This window comes from Paenibacillus arenilitoris (assembly GCF_014705655.1).
Taxonomy (GTDB): Bacteria; Bacillota; Bacilli; order Paenibacillales; family Paenibacillaceae; genus Pristimantibacillus; species Pristimantibacillus arenilitoris.
The window spans coordinates 11,826-31,330 of the sequence record NZ_JACXIY010000005.1; the positions used below are offsets into that span (position 1 = coordinate 11,826).

Genomic DNA, 19,505 nt, shown 5'->3' on the forward strand with positions numbered 1-19,505 from the left:
GGATCACCCCTTCCTCAGCTCGTAAGCCGGTCCCTTCATGTCCGCCAAATGAATCACGTCTCCGGGTTCGAACCTGTAGGCTTTATACGGCACCATTGTTTTTCCGTTCAACAAGCTCCCGTTGCGGGAACCAAGATCCTTTGCGTAGTAAGCGCCATCCGCGCTTTCGATCTCAAGATGCATGCGCGAAATGCCGTTCGCATGATCTTCATAGCCGAGTTGATCGCCCGATCTGCCGATTTTGAGACACGGCTCCATCAGCTCGATCCTCGTCTCCTGCTCTTCCCAGCTTCTGCAGAGCCAAGTGACCGCTCCGTCCGCATGTTCCTGTCCGGTCTCCCGGCGCAGCAGCGCAGTCGGTTCCGCGAGAGGGACGGCCGGGAGCGGCGGTATGTCCGGATATGGATTGGACCGGGCGGCCGCGAATTCCTCTTGAGGCGTCTGGGGCGCCGCCGAATCGCTGTCTTCCTGCTCCGCCTGCCACCTTGCCAGCTTGATTAACGGTCCGGATTCGTCCCCTGCTGGCTTCGTCTCGAACTCGGCATCGAGCGACGACGCCGGCATTAGCGAGCCCCTCCTCCATACGAACAAGAGCAGCGCCAAGAGCAGCAACGTCAGCCCGGCGCTGATCAGCAAGCTTTGCCTCGCCGGCGAAGCCATATAGACGAAGCGCCACACGCAACCTATTGCGACGGCCGCTCCCGCGGAATAGAGCCATTTTTTCTTGGCATCACTCCCGCTTTGCTCATCCTCATCATCGATATACGGCAAAGGCTCGTATTCGCTCTTGCGATGGTTGCCGGACCTATTCCACGGATGCGCCTCATCGATGCGGCGCTGCGGCTGCGGTTCTGCCGGTTGCAATTCTGCCGGTTGCGGCATTACCGCTTGCAACGTTTCTTGCTGTCGGTTTTCGGACAATCGCATTTCGTTCCGGGGCATTTCGGCGCGCGAAGCTTCTCGCCGCGCCGAAGACTGCCCGATTGCGTCCGGCTTCGGCCGTTCGGGCTGCGTCCGCACCTGCGAAGCTTGTACGCCCTGCGACCGGGCCCCGTTTATTAAGTCAAGCAGCGTCGCGCGCAATTGCTCGAGCGGCCATTTTTTTCCGTTCAAGCTTTGCAATACCCGCTTCAGACCTTCCCCGTCGATCCGCTCGACGTAAGAAGTGAAGCGGACGACCAGCGACATCAAATCCCCGGCCGCCGCCGGGCTCCCTCCTTCTTTCATAGGCACGTAGGCCAGCCTGATATCATGCAGCCGCTCTCCGATGAAGATGAACTGCTCGTCGAGAAGGCACCCCTCGGGCCGAAGCATGTAATGCCTGCATTCCCCGAGCGCATCCGTAACGCCTAGGATGAGCTCGTAATACTGCTCCATCGACAGCGGCTGCTGCTGCAGGCGGTGCAGCAGCATCTTCACCCCCGACAACGCGTAACGGAACGTAACCTCCCCGTTTAACTCATGCCAGTCGACCGGCAGCAAAAAGGGGATGCGCCCGCTTTGGAGCATCCGAAGCTCAATATCGTCCAATTCGCTCCGCTCGATGCCATGCTCGCGGTCAAGCGTCATCTCGTGCCCCCGATTCATGGCAAAATCTATGCGATAGCTTTGCATGCTGACGGGCTCCTTTCCGAATCAATCATTTAATGGATCATCGACCATACCGTTACGGCGGCTGGCGCCACCGCCAGCATGAACGGAAACTTTTTGCCGGACTCCGCCCACCGCAGCCACTGGCTTCTCCTCCAGCCCGATGCGGGAGCGGCAAACGAGCCGATTTCGGCCGCAACCTTCTTGCGGAGCGGCCGAACGGCGATCAGGAGGCAAATGCCGATCGCGCCCGCGTACAAGATCGAATAAAGCATCAGCTGCAGCACGATCCAGGCGCCCGTCCACGCGCCGATCGCTCCGAACAGCTTGACGTCGCCGGCTCCGATTCCTTTCGCCAAGTGAAGGAGAAGGAGCGGCGCGAAGCCGGCCGCCGCGCCCGCCGCCGCCGCCAATAATCCCTCGAAGCCGCTGACGGCGAAGTGATAGACGAACGCGAGGGCGAAGAAGCTTGCCGTCAGCCGGTTCGGAATCAGCTGCGTTCGAATGTCCGTAATAAAAGCGATGAGCAGCAACATTGCCGTTGCCGCCGTTTGAACGAGCACCATTTCGTTCTCCTCCCGTCTCCGGTCTTTCGACCGCTACTTTTGCGTGCCGCCGCTTTTCTCCACGATGAAATGCTTCGCGACCCGATTATCCGGATCGGCGGCCTCCGCGACGGCGAGCTCCCAAATGCCCGGCGTCGTATTGCCCGACACATGCCACGTCCACTGGACGTAGCCGCTCGCGTCGGCAACCGCTTCTCCCAAATGCTTCGCTTTGCTCGATCCGCTCTTGTAGCGCACGCCAAGCGAAACGGCCGCTCCGGGCGCCGTCTTCACGACGACGGTCGCCTTCCTCCCGGGACGAAGCGGCGCAGGCTCGATCGCCACGATCTGAATCGGCAGAGCCGCCGAATCGCCTTCCTCCGCGCCGTACCTGGCCGGCGCTGCATCGCTAATCCATACGCGCTCGGCGGCCTGCTCCTTCAATACGAGCGGCTTGGCGTAGAACGGCAGCTTTAACGGAAATTCGTATTCCACGATCAATTTCAAAAATGGCTCCTCGTTCTTTTCCAGATCGGGAAGCGAAAGCCATGCCAGCTTCAAACGCTCGGGCTCGACAATGGCCTTGTCCGCGAAATCCTGCAGCAGTGGTTCGACGACCGCTCGCCCCACTTCCGTCGCGGCCGCGTTTTGCAGCGGACGGAAGTCGCCCCGCAGCGCGGACGCCGCGATCTCACCCGCCGGCGAAGGCAGCCACTCCGCGGCTTCCGCGGCAATGTCGCCCCATGAGGACAGCTCGGAGCCGGGGAGCGGGAGCGGCATAGACGGCAGCGGATTGGCCGCAACGGCTTGCTGCCAAGCCAGATCGGCCGGATGGATATGTGCGGCGATTTGCCTTACGGTCTGCGATGCCGCCGAGTGAAGCGCCATCTGCACGGCGCACAGCCGGACGAGCGTGACGAATACGAGGAGAACGATAAGGAGGAGCGGCATGACTAACGCCGCCTCGACGACGATGGAGCCTTGTTCTCTCGTCCGGCGGCGGTCCTCAGTAGGACCAGCCGATGGTTTGGCTTGTTTCATATCGATTGCCGACGACCTTCCCTTCCAATAGTCCGAGCCGTCCCAACGCGCCCATGAGCCCCGGAATAAACCACAGCTCCGTCGACACCTCGGCTTCCCCCGTCACGCCGCTTGGCGTAGCCGAAAGCGCGGTGCCACTATTCTGCTCGATTACGGCGATCATCCGGGCCATCCTTGCGGGACTCGAGCCGCGAATAAGCATAAACAACCGCAAATAGTCCGTATACGTCAGCTCCGCCCTCACGAATTTGGATAAAGGAGCCGACCCCCGCTCCGTGAAAGCGATCATATCCTCCATCGCCTTCTCCAAGCCGTATAGGATCGCCGCCGACAATATAAGAAGCGGATGGCCGAGCGACCTGCTCTCGATGAGCCCCTCCATCGTGCGCACCGCCAGTCGCACCCCGAACAGTTCCCCGTAAGCGGCGGCGATGTTCCCGATTGAATCGTGGAATCCGTAAATGACGTATTCCGCTTCCTGATTATTGAAGGAAATCGCGTGCGACAGCTCCGCGGGATTTCCTCCGCCAATCATGCCCCGCAGGTTCTGAGGAGCGAAGGAGGCAAAGCGGTGCACGACGTACTCGCCGAAATAAACCGTATCCCTCGTCCGCTCCAGCATGTCCGCCATTCCCGTAAACAGCCCTCCCATCCATGCGGAAGATTGTTCGGCCGCGTCATGGGCTGAAGGAGCAAGTCCTATGCCTGCCTCATCCGAAGCGGCTTCGGCGGAGCGCTGATTGAACAGCATATTGCCGTCATAACGTTTCTTCACCTGCATGAACAGCCGGGTATGCTCCTCCATTTGAGGAACGGACGTCAGTCCTTGCAGCATCCCGCGCGCCTTCGTCCACAAGGCGGCGGCCTGCTCCTCCTGCTGCTTCAGTTTCGCTTTGACCTCGCCGCCTTCCAGCAGCTGTTGCCGGCGGGCGAGGACCGTGGCCGGACGGATGTACTTCTCTTCGTAGGCACCGTAAGCGAGCCGCAAGTTCGCCGCGCCTTCCAGCAAAGTTTCCGAAACCGGGTCGGTAATCGGCCTCGCCATCGAAGCGGTGCTGTTCGACTGGAAGCTGCCCGCTTCCGCGTCGACGGCGGCGGCGTCCGCTCCTTGCGTCTCCATCTCCTGCTTATACGCCGCAAGCCAGCTATCCGGCAGCACGAGCTCATCGGCGGATTGCTTCAGCTGCCCGAGTTCCGACGCCGCGCCGGCCGGCACCTGATCCTGATCCGCGCCCGGCACCCGGCTTCTTGCCACCGTATCATATCCGCCGCCGGGCGCCGCCTGATTCGCCTGCGCGGCAAGCCGCTGCATCTCCTCGTTGAGCTGTCTTGCCGCCTCCAGCTCCCTTACCGCGTCCCCCATTAGATTCGAGTGCCGCTTAAGCATATCGGCGCCAGCCCTGCGCAAAGCGAGCGTAACGCTCCTGGCTTTCTCTTCGTAGGCCGCTATCTCTTGCGTGAATTTAGGGGACGCCCCCTCCGGAAGCGACTGATCGTGCATCACCTGCTCGGCATAAGCTTTGTATTCGCTCGCCACCGCCAGAACCGTCTCGCCCCCTGCCGTTACCGCCGAGGTCCCCGAAGGAATCAAGGCGTCCATGCCGCTGCCGCCGACATTCGCCGCCGCTTCCCGTTGCAGCCGGAACGCCTGCGCCAAATGCGCTTCCCGCTTCTCGTACAGCTTCCGCATCTGCTCGAGCAGGCCGATCGTCGCGGCAGCTTCCTTCATCGCGCCCGCTATCGGAGCGAATCGGGCGGCCAGTTCAAGCGTGAAGTCGACCGGAGCCTTGTATTTCATTTCTTCCAGCACCTGCCTGGCGAATACGTCGTGGCTGCCAAGATATTCCGCCGCATGCAGCGAAGATCCTTCCACCTTCATGCCGGCCAGCTTGAATCCGTCCCCGGACAAGGACGGCTCGTTGCTCGCGTTCGCCTCCAGCGTTTGCGTGAACAAGCTCTGCCCGTCCGTCCCTCCGCGGCCGAACAAGCCATATCTCTCATAGAGGACGGCGTCATAGGCGGAGAGGACGGAGCGAACGCCGGAGCGGACGGCGTCCTCCGACAGCTTGTGCACAGCCGCAATCCGGGCGTAGTCGATCAGCAATGAAAAAAAGAGCAGCAGCGAGGACAGCACGATGACCGCGAATACGGTTACCGCCCCGTCATCCCGCAGCAATAACCTTTTGCACCGGATCGCGAACGAACGGCTTCCGTCTTTTCCGACGCTCAGGGCAATTCCCTCCTTTACGTATGTTCACGGCTGCAGCCGTCAGGGCGGCTGCGTTCCCGAAGCTCCCGCGTACGGGGCAAGAACTTGACCGGCCTGCGCCTGCGCCTGCGCCTGTCCCGCGCCGGCTCCCCTAGCCGCAAACTTGGCCGTATAGTAACGGACGAGATCGACGCTGCGGATAAATTCGGCCGGATCGACGATCGAAGCGGACGCAGCCGTCTTCGGCTCCCGCTTCAGCCAGCCCGTCTCCGCCGTTTCTGCGGATAAGGGCTGCTCCAGCCTCACGTCGACCGTGCGTTTCAACACGCCGTTCGAATAGCCGATCCGCCCTTCGTAGGATAACCCCGCTTGTTCAAGCCACTGGGCGGCACGCTCCATTTTGCTCAAGGCCAACCTCTTCTCCTCTTCATCGCCATCGTCCGCGAGCGGGAGAACGACGGCGGCTTCCCGCGAATCGCTTGCCAGTCCGAACAAGCTGCCCAGCATCCCGTCCTCCCCAAGTCTTCTGTACAGCGGATCGTAGCTTGGGGCAGGAAGCATGCCGCTCCTCGGGTCGCGGTTGCTGTTATCCCACGCGAAGGCGGCGCGTTCGGCGGTCGAGGAGGCGGCATAATACAGCACGACCTTCTGATACATGTACATGCCGAATAAAATAAAAAGCAGAATAAAACCGAGCAGGACGGGAAACACAAACGTCGACTCCAGCGTAAAGCTGCCTTGCTCCTTCCTGGCCAGGCGCAGCAGCTTTCCGATCACCTTCCGCCAATACACCTTACGCCCTCCGTCAGCTGAATATTTTGTCCGCCTCGTCATCCGCTTTGCCCATAAGCCGCTCGATCAGCTCCACGATCCAATCCTTGAACAGCAGCGCAATGATGATCACGACGGCGATAATCAATATAATCTCGAGCGTCCCAAGACCGTCTTCCTTTTTCCAAAATGCCTTCACCGCTTGACCCAGTTTTTTCATCGCTACCTCTTCCTCTCCGTTATTCGTTTAAGTCATCAGTAAAACGGCCGGCGCGGCAACCAGCACCATCAACACGAGCAATATGCCGACCAGCGGGAAAACGAGCTTCGAGGAAGCCTCCTCGCCCCGCGATCTCGCGATCGCCTTCCGCTTCTCCCACAACGTGTAGGAAAGCTCCCGCAGCGCAAGCGCGAAATGCTCGCCTCCCCGGCGATAATTAAGGAGCAGCACCGTCGTAAAAATCGATACTTCCTGCACGGCGCAGCGCCGATTGAATCTTTCCATCGCCTCGCTGAACGACTGCCCGTTGCGGAGAGACGACACGGCATCGCCCCATTCCTTATAGAGCGGATGCTTCGCGTCCTTGCCTTCGAGGCATCTGGCCAGCGCCTGCTGAACCGTCTCTCCTGCGCCGACGAGCAGCATCAGCTTGCTCAGCATTTCCGGCAGCTCGGTGATGAGCTGCCGCTTCCGCCGCTCCACGCGGCGTCCCGCTTCCACGACCGGCCGAACGGCCAGCAATACCCCGAACAGGAGGCCCATCGCTAGAAGGAGAGGCTCCCCTCCGAGCAGACTTAGCCACGCGCAGGCCGTCAAAGCGGCGTAACCTTTGCCGAGCGAAGCCCCCGCTTCCTCCTTCGTCCGTTCGATGGTCCAACCGCCATCGTTCAGAATGAGCAGCTTCACGTGGTAGCCGCTTAGCGTTAGCTGGAGCGCATCGAAGACCCGCAACCGTTCGAGCAGGCGCGTGAACGGCTCGGCCATGACGAGCCGCGCAAGCTCCCCGCCTTGCTTTCTCCCCTTCTTAAGCTGCAACCATGCCGATTCCAAAGCCGAAACGCCGACGATATACAGCCAGATCGCCGTCAACGCGACGGCGGCAGCGGCAGCGGCCATACGCGCTCCCTCCTCACATTCGGATGTCCATAATTTTGCCCATGATCCGGAAGCAGAGAAGCAGCGCGAGCAGCGCCCCCGTCAGCAGCAAATAGCCTGCTCCCGCATAAAGCGGAGCCATATAATCCGGGGCGGCTATGCCGAGGAAAGCGAGAAAGACGAACGGAACCGCCATCATGATTTTTCCTTCGAACCTTTTCTGGGCGACCATGACGGCGATCTCCTGCTCGATTTCCAGCTTCTCGCCGATAATGGCGGCGGTTCGCTTCATCACCTCAAGCAAATCGCCTCCCGATCGCTTGCAGGCGGCAAGCGCGTCGACGAATTGGTCGATTTCCTCGATATGGGCCCGGTCGGCGAAGTTTCGCAGCGCGTACTCGATCGGCTCGGCGTTGTCCAGCCGGAAACGGACGATTTGGAATTCCAGCAACAGCTCGGTCCTCGGATCCGGATACAGGAGCTTCAAATCGTCCAGCGTGGACAAAAACGCGTTTTCGAGCGATCGCCCGGCCGCCAGCGACGACGTCAGCGAGAACAGCGCCTCCTTGAACTGCAGCTTCAGTCTCTCCTGCCGTTTCATCAACAGCGCTCTGCGCCTGAAGCGCGGAGCGGCGATTCCGGCCGCGGCGGCCAGGCCGGCGATCACGGCCGAATGGTAGAACAAGTACACGCCCGCGAAGAGCGCGGCGCCCGCGACGGCCGCGGCAACGAAAAACTCCTTCCGGCTCAGCGGATACTCCCCGTAATCCGTCAGCCGGCCGGACCTGGCTTTTGAAATAACGACGTCGCTCTCCCATCCGCACCACGCTAGAAGCCGATGGACCAAGCCGGCTTCCCGCCTCATCGCCAATTTCCTCTCCATTCGCATCCCCTCCCTTATCCCGTTCCAGACAATTCGAGCGTTCTTCCCGCCATGGTCAGCTTATCCGTATGGAGGAGCGGATGATCCGAACGCTTCAGCTTGCCGAGCACCAACCCGCCGGAATCCCCTTCTTCCTCGAAAACGAACAGCGGATTTAGCCGCACCTCCCCCGCTTCCATTCCGGCAATCTCGCAAATCTCCAGCACTTTCCGCGAACGGTCGCGAAACCGGGACAGATGGATGACGATATCGATCGCGGAGGCGATCTGCTGCCGGATGACCGGTACGGGCAGCTCCGCGGCGGAGAGAACCATCGTCTCCAGGCGGGCCATCATGTCCTTGGCGCCGTTGCTGTGGCCCGTGGACATCGATCCGGCATGCCCGGTGTTAAGCGCCTGAAGCATATCGAGCGCCTCGCCGCCGCGAACCTCGCCGACGATGATCCGGTTCGGCCGCATTCGCAGCGAAGCCCGGATCAGATCGCGCACCGTTATTTCCCCCTTGCCTTCGGTATTCGCGTTTCTTGTTTCCATGGCGACCAGATTGGGAATCGTGCGCAGCTGAAGCTCCGCCGAATCCTCGATCGTCACGATGCGTTCGTCGGAGGGTATGAACTGCGACAACGCGTTCAGAAACGTCGTTTTTCCCGTTCCCGTCCCCCCGCTTATGAAAATGTTGTATTTCGCGACGATCAGCTCCTTCAAAAAGGCGGCGGCCTCCGAAGTAAGCGATCCGCCGGCGACAAGCTGCTCCATCGTCATCGGCCGCTCGGGAAATTTCCGGATCGTCATGCAGGGCCCGCGAAGCGCGACAGGCGGCAGCACGACATGCACCCTTGAGCCGTCCCGAAGCCTGGCGTCCACGATCGGGGACGACTCGTTCACGACGCGGTTGACGCTGGCGACGACGGTCTGAATCAAATCCTCCAGCCGTTCCCTGCTCTCGAACGACACCGGAAGCAGCGTCATCCTCCCGCCCCGCTCGACGAATATTTCGGCATGGTGGTTGATCATGATTTCCGTGACGGAAGCATCTTCCATGAGCGGCTGCAAAATATCGAGCCCCCGGAACGAATGAAACAGCCTTCGAACAAGCTTCACCTTCTCGGTTGCCGTCAGCGGGTTCCGCTCGCACCATTCGAATACGGTCTCCTCCGTTATCCGCATGAGGCGCTCGTCGGGCAGCGCGCCGCCGAAATCGATCTTGGCACGCACTTTATTCCGCAGCTCGAGCACGTCCGAATCCGTTAGCATCGCTTTCCCCTCCTTCATGGAACAAATGCTTGTACAGCTTGTCCGACGCCGCGCGGAACGAGGGCGAGGACAGCAGCGTCGCCGCCCCCGGATCGCGCCATTCGGGCACCTCCGGCAATTGAACGGGCGCGTAGGGCAGAGCGTGCGTCTCGTCTGGCGTTAGACCGGCGGCGTTAACCGCGCGGTTATGGACGAACAAGGCTTTGCTCATCGCGGAGGCGAACCGCTCCCCCCACTTCCGCTCGCCGTAATGAAGCGCCATCCGCTGCTTGCCTAAGACGGAGAGATTTCCGCTCGTCAGCCAGAGCACCCGGTCCGAGCGGTCGAAAACGGAGGCGTGCAGCTCGTCCAAGCCGTCGTCCAGATCGACGACGATCAGATCGTATTGGCCGCTGCGGGCGATCGCGTCCAGTATTCCTGCGGCATCTTCCGGGCCAAGCGTCAGCCTGTCTTCGACATTGGTGCACGCCGCCAAATAATCCGCTTTGAGCAGCGGATGGCGGATCCGATGCTCGAGCAGCCACTCCGCCGCCTGCCCGGGCTGCGCCTTGAGGCCGTACAGCAGCTCGGACAGCCCCTCTCCGCCGCTTGCCGCCGCAGCGCTCCGCGGAACGCCAAGCCAGGCATCCGCCGTGTTCCAGCGCTCGAGGTTCAAATAAAACGCGCGGCGGCCATGCGAGCTGGCGGCATGCGCAAGATGGAGCGCCAAGGCCGTCTTGCCGGTTGAGCCCGAGGCGGAATAGACCGTCAATATCCGCACGCCGTCCGGCTCGTCGCCGCCCGGCACAAGCCGCGGCGGTTGGCCGGCAAGCCTGGCGTGAACCTCTTCCAGCCGTTGAAGCAGCAGCGGCAGCGGCTGGTATTGATGCAGCTCGTGCTCCTCCCCGCTATCCCCGAGCCCCATCACCAGCGCGACCGCCGGAATCGCCGGCCACCGCTCCCTCAGCTCTCGCAATTCGCCGAGCAGCTCCGGCTGGGCCGCCAATAAATCGATCTTGTAGCCTTGCATCGCATATTGCTTGCATGCTTCCGCATTCGTGAACCCGGTTACCTGCCACTGCTCGGCAAGCGGGCTGTCGCGAACGTAATCGGCCAGGCGCCTCAAATATTCCGTTTCCTTAACTGCCACCGCGAGCGTATACTTCCTCATCCGATAATCCCCTCCCTCAGCTCCGGACAACGCAAAAAAAGCACCGAAAAGGCGCAATAAATCGCTGCCTGATACGGTGCTTCCGTGTTTGAATGTTCGTTTTTATAAAATTTACCATACATGTTTCGATACGTCAACCGCGTAATCGGCCCGGATTGCTCCGCCCGTAGCGGAGATCCGCCTGCCTTATCGGAAGAACAGCTTGATCTCCCGCTCCGCGCTTTCGTCCGAATCCGAGCCGTGGATAATGTTGCTCGCGACATCGGTCGCGAAATCGCCGCGAATCGTTCCCGAGAGCGCCTCCGACGGGTTGGTCGCGCCGATAAGGGCCCTCGCGTTTTTGACGGCGTCCTTGCCCTCCCAGATCATGGCGAATACCGGTCCCGATACGATGAAATCGACCAGCTCGCCGAAGAACGCCTTTTGCCGCAAATGCTCGTAATGATGCTCGGCATGCTGCCTCGTCAGCTGTATAACCTTCGCATCCACGAGCTTGAATCCTTTCTCCTCGAACCTCGCCACGATCCGGCCGACCAATCCGCGAGCGAATCCGTCGGGCTTAACCATTACAAACGTTCTATCCATCTAGTTCCCTCCTGTCACTATCGGTATAGCCATTTATTTGTTAAGCCATTCAATAATAATGCCCGCCGTCTCCTCGATCGCCCGGTTGGTCACGTCGATGATCGGGCAGTCGAGCGATTTCATGACCGTCTCCGCGTAAGCCAGCTCCTCCTGGATGCGCTCTGCCGAGGCGTATTGCGCCGAAGCCGGCAGCCCCAGCGCCTTCAAGCGCTCCGACCGGATTTCGAGCAGATGCTCCGGCTGCATCGTCAAGCCGACGATCAAGCGTCCGGGAGCCGGCTTCAGCTCCTCCGGCGGGTTGACCTCGGGCATAAGCGGCAGGTTGGCCGTCTTAATCCCCTTGTGGGACAAAAAGATGCTAAGCGGCGTCTTCGACGTCCTCGACACGCCGATCAGCACGACCTGCGCCTGTACGAAGCCACGCGCGTCCTTGCCGTCGTCGTATTTGACGGCGAACTCGATCGCGTCCATCCGCCGGTGGTACGCGTCGTCGATCGAATGCAGCAAGCCCGGCTCCCGCTTCGGATAGCTGCCGAACGTGTCCACGTACGCCTGCATCATCGGACCCATGACGTCGACCGCCCGCACGCCGGCCTTCAACGCTTCCTCCTTCATCAGCTCGCGCAGCTCCGGCTGAACAAGCGTGTAGCTGATGAACCCTCCGCTCCGCTCCGCTTCGGCCACGATGCGCGTGATCTCTTCCTCGGTTTTAACGTGCCCGAACCGCTTGATTTTGACGTGGTCGGACGAGAATTGGCGCAGCGTCGCCTTCGCGACCGCCTCCGCCGTTTCCCCGACAGCGTCGGAGCATACGTAAATCGTTTGCTGCGTCATAATTCCGGCTCCTCCAATTTCCCGACCGTCGCGATGTCCGCAATAAGGCGTATGATGTTCGACTTCGATACCCAGCCGGCCACTTCCGGTTCCGCCTGCTCCCCGCAGGGGACGATGACGGGCAAGCAATCCACCTGATGATGAGACATTTTGCGGATGGCGTCCATTACGGAATCTTCGGGCGTCAGCGTCACGACGTTCGGATAGCGGGTCATGACCATGCTGACGGGGACGGCCGCCGAAGAAGGATTGCCCAGCGTAATCTTAAGCAAGTCCTTCGGGGTGACGATACCGGCGAACCGCTTCCGCTCGTTAACGACGAGCAGCGTGTCCGCGTTCTCGGTGAACAGCGTGATGACGGCGTCGTGCACCGACAAGGAATCCGGCACGTTGACGGGGACGCCCTGCACTTCCCGCACCTTGAGCGCGCCGAGCCGCTCGATCGGTTCGTTGACGGAGCGATAGGCGTTGCCGAGAAAATAACCGACCTTCGGCTTCGCGTCAAGCAAACCGAGCATAACGAGAAGCGACAGATCCGAGCGCAGCGTCGGCCTGCTGACGCCCAAATATTCCGCCAATTGTTCGCCGGTAACCGGCGCATGCTTCTTCACGAGCTCAAGAAGCTCCAATTGCCGCGTGGATAACTGAATCGTACTCGCCTCCATCTCAAATATGAGTCATAATCAAATATATAACACACTTAATCTCTAAATAAAGTATCACAATTGTCAAGCTTGTACAATATGCCCTCGCGGTATTCATCCGAATTTATTTTGTATGGGTGCCTGCATCCCTTCGTCCTCTCAGCCCGACATAGGCGCGAGCGAACGAGGCCGCCAGTTAACCCTCATTCCCATTGTCGTCCTAAAACGAAAAAAAGCCCGGCCGCAGACATTGCCGCGGGCCGGACGGCCTCTATCCCTTCTATTCTTCGGTCATCGCGAGGAACTGCTCCACGTCTTCCGCCGTCAGCGCGACCGCGTCGCGCCAGAAGCCGATCTCCTCGACGTTGACGCCGAGATGCTCCTTGGCCAACTGCTCGACCGTCATGCGGCCCGTATCGCGAAGCAGCGCGACGTACCGATCCTTGAAGTCCGCTCCTTCCTTAAGCGCCCTCGCGTAGATGCCCGCGCTGAACAGAAAGCCGAACGTATACGGGAAGTTGTAGAACGGCACGTCCGTCAAATAAAAATGCAGCTTGGACGCCCAGAAATGGGGGTGAACCTCGCCGAGAACGCCGCAATACGCTTCCCGCTGCGCCTCCTCCATCAGCGCGTTCAGCTCGCTCGCCGATACGAGTCCTTCTCTCCGTCGCTCGTAGAACCTGGTCTCGAACAAAAACCGAGCATGGATGTTCATGAAGAAGGCGACCGAGCGCTGAATTTTATCTTCGAGGAGTCCCAGCTTCTCCTCATCGTCCGCTGCGACCTTCAGCGCGCTGTCCGACACGATCATCTCGGCGAACGTCGACGCCGTCTCCGCCACGTTCATCGCGTATTCCTGCGCGAGGCCCGGCAAATCGTTCATGACATGCTGATGGTAGGCGTGGCCGAGCTCGTGCGCAAGCGTCGAAATATTCGAAGCCGTGCCCGAGTACGTCATGAATATGCGCGTCTGCCCGCTCTTCGGGAACGAGGTGCAGAAGCCGCCCGGTCGCTTGCCGGCGCGGTCCTCCGCCTCGATCCAGGCGTCCTTGAACGCCATGTCGGAGAAATCGGCCAAGTCGGGACTGAACGAGCGGAACTGCTCGATGATGAAGGCGGCCGCCTCGTCGTACGGAATCGTCCGCGCGGACGAACCGATCGGCGCTTCGACGTCGTGCCAGTCGAGCTTCGGTACGCCAAGCAGCTTCGCCTTGCGCTCCAAATAGCGGACGAGCACGTGCTTGCTCTCTTCGATCGCCGCCCACATCGCCGCAAGCGTCGCCTCGCTCATGCGGTTCATCTGAAGCGGCTCCCGCAGCACCGAGTTCCAGCCGCGCTTCTCGTACAGCTTCAAGCGGAAGCCGGCGAGCCGGTTCAGCGTCTCCGCGCATAGTTCGGCCTGCTCCGACCATTCCCGCTCCCACTCCGCGAACGCTCGGACCCTAACGTCCCGGTCGCCGTCCGACAGCCGGTTATGCATCTGGCCTGCCGACAATATTTTCGCCTCCCCGTCCTTGCCAACGTCCGCGAACTTCGCGCGGGACACGATGACATTGTAATAATCGCCCCAGCCGTGGTAGCCGTCCACCGCGAGATCGCCGGCAAGCGACTCCAGCTCGGGCGCCATCTTCCGCTTGGCAAGCTCCCGCCTCTCTCCCAGATTGAATGCGACTTCCGCGAGCGGGTCTTGGCGAAGCAGCGTCTCCCACTCCTTGTCGTCCATGGCGCGCAGCGTATTATCGAACCGCGTCTGCATGCCGAGAAACTTCGCCGCGAGCGTCTTCACGCGGTCGTTAAGCGCGATGGCCGCCGTATCCTTCACGTTCTCGGCCAGCAAGCACGATACGTACGACTCCGATTGGCGCAGCCGGATCAGCACGCTCTGCAGCAGCTCCGTCAGCCCGCCGAGCTCTGCCGTCCCGGGGCTTGCCCCGCCCGCGAATGCGGCGTCGAGCCTTGCGATATCCTCTCCGATCCCTTTCAGCTCGGCGGCGAATTCGGCCGAGCCGGCGCCTCCCTTATAGAAAACTTCCAAATTCCAGGTTTGCGGATAACCGTTGCCCATCTGCTTCCCGTCCCTTCTCTCGAATAACGACTGAACTTGAAAAAGCCAAGAAGCGGCCGCGTTAATATTTGCGCAAACCTTCTTGGCGGTGTATAACATAATTATATCCGGATTGGAGGAATTTCACCATGTCGAAACCGTTGCAAATATCGGCCGAAACGGCTGTGAAGCTCGCCGAGCAGCTCGGGGTGCCGATTGAGCATTTGATGCATATGCCCCGCCACATCCTGCTGCAGAAGCTTGCGGAGCTGGCCAAAAACGACGGCCCCGCTTCGCCGGAAAGCGAAGAGAAATCATGATTCCGTTCGAAAAAGCATGGCCGTACGACGTCGTCATGGGCGACCTGTACGTGCCGGCCTGTCCGTTCTGCGGCGCGGACAACGTGCTGCTGCCCGTCCGGCCGGACGAGCTGCCGGACATCCGGGACGGTATGAAGCGCCTGCTCGTCTTCCCGTGCTGCCGCAACAAGGTGACGATCGTGGACGCGGACCGGGACTATCTGCTGACAGACCGCGTCCTTCGCCGGGGATCCCGCTAAGCGGACGTAGCGGTCGCCGCGTTGTCCTGCGGACCGAGCTCAGCCTCCGCGCCGCCGGACGGGCTTTGCCGTCCGGCTTCCATTTCCTCGCGGATCAGCTGCCATTGCTCGCGGCTGGCGCGGATCATCGCGGCGTCGACGATTTTCTTGTCGTTCACGATGCGCGAGAACCAGCGAACCGCTTCGCTCGGCTCCCCGACTCTCCGGTACAGCTCCCCGATCAAGTACATGAGCTTCGCGTTGTTGAGCTCGACGCCTTCCGCTTCGTAGACGCGTATGTAAGCTTGCAGCGCAAATCGCAAAAACCTTTGTTCCTCCTGCTCGTTCGACTCGTACCGGTACAGCCACGCGATATGATGCAAAATGCCGGCGAGTACGCGGTCCTTCTCCCCCACCGCCTGCGCCGAGAGCAGCGCCAGCTTGTAGCAGGCCATCGCCGACTGCGCGCTCCGCTCGCCGGTGTAATCCTGCGTCTCCCACCTGGAACCGATGCGATCGAGGTACTGCTTCTTCTGCGTGTCGTTCAACCGCTCCAGACCGTTCTCGGTCGATGCATAGCCGCAATTCGGGCAAACCCGGACGACGTAGAAGTCGGGATTGACCTCCGCCTTGTAATAGCCGCAAAAGTCGGTATCCGTCTTCGTCGCCCGCTTGAAGCTCGGCCTGACCCGCGAAGTCGCATACCGGGTTTCGCAGCAAATGCATGTCATCTTCGATTGGTAGAGCGGTTCCATATCGATCACGTCTCCTCTTCGGTCGTGTTAACAAAGTGGTGGGCGGGTCCGGATAACCGGTCGATGACAATCTCTTGCAGCCGCTCGTCGATTCCGACTTCCCGCAGCGCCCTCCGCATGCAATCGAGCCAAGCCTCCGCACGCTCCGGCGTAATCGGAAAAGGCAAATGCCTCGCCCGCATCATGGGATGCCCGTACCGGTCGGAATAAAGCATGGGACCGCCGAAAAATTGGGTCAAAAACAAATACTGCTTCTCTTTGACCGGGTCTATGTCTTCCGGAAATAGCGGCCCCAGAAGCGGATGAGCTTGTACCTTCGGATAAAAAGCGTCTACGATTAGTCTTAAAGTCTCATGTCCTCCGATTGCTTCATAAAGGCTTATATTCCTATTCATCGTCAAAGTCATCTCCGTTTTGTAGGTATTTAGAATTATATCACAAAAAAGATCGCCCAAGTGACAAAAAAAAGCCCGCAGCTTGACGTGCGGGCCTCATTGCTTCGCGGGTACTGCTCCTTAACCTTCGTAGTCTTCTTCACCAGGTGCCGCAAGAGATTCTCGAATGACATAGACAAACGCACAGACCAGAATGCCGGCAATAATACTCATGCTCATCACTCCAACCGTTCAAAGGTAATTCTATTGTACCATAAAAAATGCAGGAATCCAGTGTTTTTGCAAGCGTTTTCTTTAAACTTGTCCATCTATTTTTGCCAAGCTTAGGGATGGATGCCCGCGCGCCGTCATATAAGTGTAGGAGGGGTTGTACGCCGCCCCGATTATTTACGTCGTTCGCAGGTCCAATATGCCAAAGGAGGCGGTCGTTCTGCTGCGCGCGTTCGTTCATCCGTTAGCCCTTACCGCGTTCGGCGCATTCGCCGTCGTGCTGTTAATGGCCGTCTATCCGGCAGAGACGCTCAGCTCCTCGCTGCGGGGGCTTTCGATCTGGTGGGAGGTGCTGTTCCCCGCCCTGTTCCCCTTCTTCGTTATTTCGGAGCTGCTTCTCGGCTTCGGCATCGTGCATTTCTTCGGCAAGCTGCTCGACCCGCTGATGCGGCCGCTGTTCGGTCTTCCCGGCATCGGCGGCTTCGTCGTGACGATGGGCTACATATCCGGCTATCCGGTCGGGGCGAGGCTTACCGCCCAGCTGTGGGAGCAGCGGCTTGTAACCAGGACCGAGGGCGAGCGGCTTGTCGCCTTCACGACGACTTCCGATCCGATCTTCCTGATCGGCGCCGTATCCGTCGGGTTCTTTCAAAATGCCGCCCTCGCCCCGCTGCTTGCCGCCGCCCATTACGGCGGCGGGCTGCTTATCGGCTTCCTCATGCGGTTCCATGACCGGCGGGCCGCCGGTTCGTCGCGAGAGAGAGGCCAAGCGCAAGACGGCAGGGCGAGAATGCGCCGCCCTTCCCGCATCGCCGAAGCGCTTAAGGCGATGCATGAGGCCAGACTCCTCGACGGCCGCGATCTGGGCAAGCTGGTGCAGGACTCCGTGCAGTCGGCGCTTAAGCTGATGATCGTCGTCGGCGGTCTCGTCGTTTTCTTCTCGGTCGTCATGGAGATGCTGACCCATGCGGGCGTCGTCGAGCTGCTCGCCGAAGCGGTGCGGGCGATATTCGGTCTCGTCGGCCTGCCGTGGCAGCTCGCGGACGCAGGCGTCTACGGCTTATTCGAGGTTACGCTCGGTTCGCGAGCGGCGGGCACGGCAGGCACGGGCCTTATGCACCAAGCCGGTATCGCCGCCTGGGTGCTTTCCTGGGGCGGCCTGTCGGTGCACGCGCAGGTAGCGAGCCTTCTCAGCCGGACCGACTTGCGCTACCGGCCTTTCATCCTCGCCAGAATGGTTCACGGATTCGTCGCCGTCGCCTTGGTCTACCTGCTTTGGGGATGGCTGGGACCTCGCTAAGAGGACCAAAGAAGCAGACCTGCGCCGCGGCTCATTGAATTCAAGGACAATTTCCTTTAATATCTTAGGTATTAACCGTTCGGAAGGAGATTTATCTTTGAAATACGCGGTAATCGACCGGGGCGATCCGTTATCCAAATCGTTGGCGGAGAAATTTCACGCCTTAGTTGCAGAGCATGACTTCAAACGTAACGAAGAAGCGCCGGAGATGGTCATCTCCATCGGCGGAGACGGCACGCTGCTGCAAGCTTTCCACACGTATGTCGACCAAATAACGGATGTCGCCTTCGTCGGCATCCATACGGGCCATCTCGGCTTCTACGCGGACTGGCAGGCCGACGAGCTGGAGGAGCTCGTAGCCGTGATGACCAAGGAATCGCCGCGAATCGTCAGATATCCGCTGGCGGAGATCGAGCTGGAGACGCCGGCGGAGTCCCGCCATTACTTGTCCCTGAACGAATTCACGATAAAAGGAGTCGACGGCACGCTCGTCGCCCAAATCAACATTAACGACGAGATGTTCGAAATGTTCCGCGGCGACGGCATCGTCATTTCGACCCCTTCGGGAAGCACCGCATACAACAAAAGCTTGGGCGGCGCCGTCGTTCACCCTTCGATCGACTGCCTGCAGATCGCGGAGATCGCTTCGATCAACAACCGGGTATATCGCACCCTCGGCTCCTCGGTGCTGCTTCCCCAGCATCACCACTGCGACATTCTTTCGAAGAAGGAGCAGCGGATTCAGCTGACGATCGACCATGTCAGCATAATGCGCACCGACATTCAATCGATACGCTGCAGCGTATCGAGCCGCAAGGTCAGCTTCGCCCGCTATCGCCCGTTCACCTTCTGGAACCGGGTACGGGAAGCGTTTCTCGGCTACGACGCCAAATAAGGCAAAAGACGCCGAACGATCCGTCAGGATCGCTCGGCGTCTTTCTTATTCGGGCGGGCAGGGTCCGCGGACGCCGCCGCGGTCTCGCTGGCCGCGATCCGAAACGGCTTCTTGCCGCGGTGGTCGTTCCCCCGGTAAGGTTTGCGCTGATGGGAATCGCGCCTTCCGCTTCGGTGCTCATTGTTCGAACGGCCTTCTCCGTCGCCGGCATGGTCGCCCCCGCGCGGTTCGCCGCCGCCGCGGTTCGATCCGCCGTGGCGATGCTCGCCGCGATGGCCGCGATGATGCCTGCTATGCGAAGGCGATGGCGCTTGCTCTCTTGCGACGGCCGATTCCGCCTCGGCAACTTCTTCCGCTTCGGCCGCAGCGGTCAGGCTGCCTTCAGCCGCCGCGAGCAGATCGGTCGCCTCCGGCTTCGGCCGGCCGTCTCCTTCGTCCAGATCGTAATCCTCCGGCTCCTTCCTCGCGTTCTGCGATTTCTCCAACACGAAGTAGGCGCAGCCGAAGTTGCAATATTCGTTAATATAATCCGGCATGTACGAGAAGCTGCTGTCCTTCGTCGCCTTCTGGTGGTTATCCCGGAAGAAGCCCTTCAGCCTCAGCTGGTTATAACCCCAATCGCCGACGATGAAATCGTACCGCTCCAGCACCTCGCTGTAACGGTCGCGGAACGCCTCGGCGTTCCAGCCGTTCCGGTTCTCGTGCAGCAGCTCGTAACTTTTGCCGCCGATATGAATCAAACCCATGTTCTACACCTCATCCTAGTG

21 protein-coding genes are annotated in these 19,505 nt (G+C 60.3%); 4 read left to right on the forward strand and 17 right to left on the reverse strand.

Annotated elements, in window-relative coordinates; all coding sequences use genetic code 11:
* Positions 1-3 precede the first annotated feature (3 nt).
* The 14 genes from IDH41_RS04200 to IDH41_RS04265 all read right to left on the reverse strand — a co-directional run bounded on the left by IDH41_RS04200 (position 4) and on the right by IDH41_RS04265 (position 14,666).
* Positions 4-1,614, reverse strand: a complete 1,611-nt coding sequence (locus IDH41_RS04200) for a DUF6382 domain-containing protein (RefSeq protein ID WP_190858583.1) — start codon at positions 1,612-1,614, stop codon at positions 4-6.
* A 29-nt stretch (positions 1,615-1,643) separates the two neighbouring features.
* Positions 1,644-2,156, reverse strand: coding sequence for an A24 family peptidase (locus tag IDH41_RS04205; RefSeq protein ID WP_190858585.1), 513 nt, complete (start codon positions 2,154-2,156; stop codon positions 1,644-1,646).
* Between the two features lie 33 nt (positions 2,157-2,189).
* Entirely contained in the window at positions 2,190-3,176 is a 987-nt protein-coding gene (locus IDH41_RS04210) for a TadE/TadG family type IV pilus assembly protein (RefSeq protein ID WP_190858586.1), read from the reverse strand.
* The gene (locus IDH41_RS04215) at positions 3,142-5,352 is read right to left on the reverse strand and encodes a hypothetical protein (protein WP_190858588.1); all 2,211 of its coding nucleotides are present in this window, start codon (positions 5,350-5,352) and stop codon (positions 3,142-3,144) included. Before IDH41_RS04215 ends, IDH41_RS04210 begins: the two co-directional genes overlap by 35 nt.
* Before the next feature lie 93 nt (positions 5,353-5,445).
* The gene (locus IDH41_RS04220; RefSeq protein WP_190858590.1) at positions 5,446-6,177 is read right to left on the reverse strand and encodes a TadE/TadG family type IV pilus assembly protein; all 732 of its coding nucleotides are present in this window, start codon (positions 6,175-6,177) and stop codon (positions 5,446-5,448) included.
* A 13-nt stretch (positions 6,178-6,190) separates the two neighbouring features.
* Positions 6,191-6,376, reverse strand: coding sequence for a Flp1 family type IVb pilin (locus tag IDH41_RS04225; RefSeq protein ID WP_190858591.1), 186 nt, complete (start codon positions 6,374-6,376; stop codon positions 6,191-6,193).
* Between the two features lie 27 nt (positions 6,377-6,403).
* Entirely contained in the window at positions 6,404-7,273 is an 870-nt protein-coding gene (locus IDH41_RS04230) for a type II secretion system F family protein (protein WP_190858593.1), read from the reverse strand.
* A gap of 13 nt (positions 7,274-7,286) precedes the next feature.
* The gene (locus IDH41_RS04235) at positions 7,287-8,135 is read right to left on the reverse strand and encodes a type II secretion system F family protein (protein ID WP_223829438.1); all 849 of its coding nucleotides are present in this window, start codon (positions 8,133-8,135) and stop codon (positions 7,287-7,289) included.
* 14 nt (positions 8,136-8,149) lie between these two features.
* The gene (locus IDH41_RS04240) at positions 8,150-9,388 is read right to left on the reverse strand and encodes a CpaF family protein (RefSeq protein WP_190858594.1); all 1,239 of its coding nucleotides are present in this window, start codon (positions 9,386-9,388) and stop codon (positions 8,150-8,152) included.
* Positions 9,351-10,538: a P-loop NTPase family protein gene (locus tag IDH41_RS04245; RefSeq protein ID WP_190858596.1), complete on the reverse strand. Its 1,188-nt coding sequence runs from the start codon at positions 10,536-10,538 to the stop codon at positions 9,351-9,353. Before IDH41_RS04245 ends, IDH41_RS04240 begins: the two co-directional genes overlap by 38 nt.
* Before the next feature lie 186 nt (positions 10,539-10,724).
* Entirely contained in the window at positions 10,725-11,123 is a 399-nt protein-coding gene (gene ndk / locus IDH41_RS04250) for a nucleoside-diphosphate kinase (protein ID WP_190858597.1), read from the reverse strand.
* 33 nt (positions 11,124-11,156) lie between these two features.
* The gene (locus tag IDH41_RS04255) at positions 11,157-11,957 is read right to left on the reverse strand and encodes a pyruvate, water dikinase regulatory protein (RefSeq protein WP_190858598.1); all 801 of its coding nucleotides are present in this window, start codon (positions 11,955-11,957) and stop codon (positions 11,157-11,159) included.
* On the reverse strand, positions 11,954-12,622 hold the full coding sequence (locus tag IDH41_RS04260; RefSeq protein ID WP_190858599.1) for a CBS domain-containing protein: 669 nt from the start codon (positions 12,620-12,622) through the stop codon (positions 11,954-11,956). Before IDH41_RS04260 ends, IDH41_RS04255 begins: the two co-directional genes overlap by 4 nt.
* 259 nt (positions 12,623-12,881) lie before the next feature.
* Positions 12,882-14,666, reverse strand: coding sequence for a M3 family oligoendopeptidase (locus tag IDH41_RS04265; RefSeq protein ID WP_190858600.1), 1,785 nt, complete (start codon positions 14,664-14,666; stop codon positions 12,882-12,884).
* Positions 14,667-14,794: 128 nt separating this feature from the next.
* On the opposite strand from IDH41_RS04265, the gene IDH41_RS04270 reads away from it, so the two are divergent.
* Both IDH41_RS04270 and IDH41_RS04275 read left to right on the forward strand, forming a co-directional pair.
* Positions 14,795-14,965 carry a YycC family protein gene (locus IDH41_RS04270; protein WP_190858601.1) on the forward strand — a complete coding sequence of 57 codons (171 nt, stop codon included), beginning with the start codon at positions 14,795-14,797 and terminating at the stop codon, positions 14,963-14,965.
* Entirely contained in the window at positions 14,962-15,204 is a 243-nt protein-coding gene (locus IDH41_RS04275; RefSeq protein WP_190858602.1) for a hypothetical protein, read from the forward strand. The genes IDH41_RS04270 and IDH41_RS04275 overlap by 4 nt, the downstream gene beginning before the upstream one ends.
* Here the strand turns inward: IDH41_RS04275 and IDH41_RS04280 are convergent.
* Together IDH41_RS04280 and IDH41_RS04285 are read right to left on the reverse strand one after the other, a co-directional pair.
* Positions 15,201-15,938 carry a DUF2225 domain-containing protein gene (locus tag IDH41_RS04280; protein ID WP_190858603.1) on the reverse strand — a complete coding sequence of 246 codons (738 nt, stop codon included), beginning with the start codon at positions 15,936-15,938 and terminating at the stop codon, positions 15,201-15,203. The genes IDH41_RS04275 and IDH41_RS04280 overlap by 4 nt on opposite strands.
* A 5-nt stretch (positions 15,939-15,943) precedes the next feature.
* On the reverse strand, positions 15,944-16,333 hold the full coding sequence (locus IDH41_RS04285; protein ID WP_190858605.1) for a globin domain-containing protein: 390 nt from the start codon (positions 16,331-16,333) through the stop codon (positions 15,944-15,946).
* A 496-nt stretch (positions 16,334-16,829) separates the two neighbouring features.
* On the opposite strand from IDH41_RS04285, the gene ylbJ reads away from it, so the two are divergent.
* Both ylbJ and IDH41_RS04295 read left to right on the forward strand, forming a co-directional pair.
* On the forward strand, positions 16,830-17,843 hold the full coding sequence (gene ylbJ, locus IDH41_RS04290) for a sporulation integral membrane protein YlbJ (RefSeq protein ID WP_397327454.1): 1,014 nt from the start codon (positions 16,830-16,832) through the stop codon (positions 17,841-17,843).
* Positions 17,844-17,940: 97 nt separating this feature from the next.
* Positions 17,941-18,738 carry an NAD kinase gene (locus tag IDH41_RS04295; protein WP_190858609.1) on the forward strand — a complete coding sequence of 266 codons (798 nt, stop codon included), beginning with the start codon at positions 17,941-17,943 and terminating at the stop codon, positions 18,736-18,738.
* Positions 18,739-18,761: 23 nt separating this feature from the next.
* Here IDH41_RS04295 and IDH41_RS31180 read toward each other — a convergent pair whose 3' ends face one another.
* Complete coding sequence (locus tag IDH41_RS31180) at positions 18,762-19,484, reverse strand: YutD family protein (RefSeq protein ID WP_223829439.1); 723 nt, start codon at positions 19,482-19,484, stop codon at positions 18,762-18,764.
* Positions 19,485-19,505: the final 21 nt, after the last annotated feature.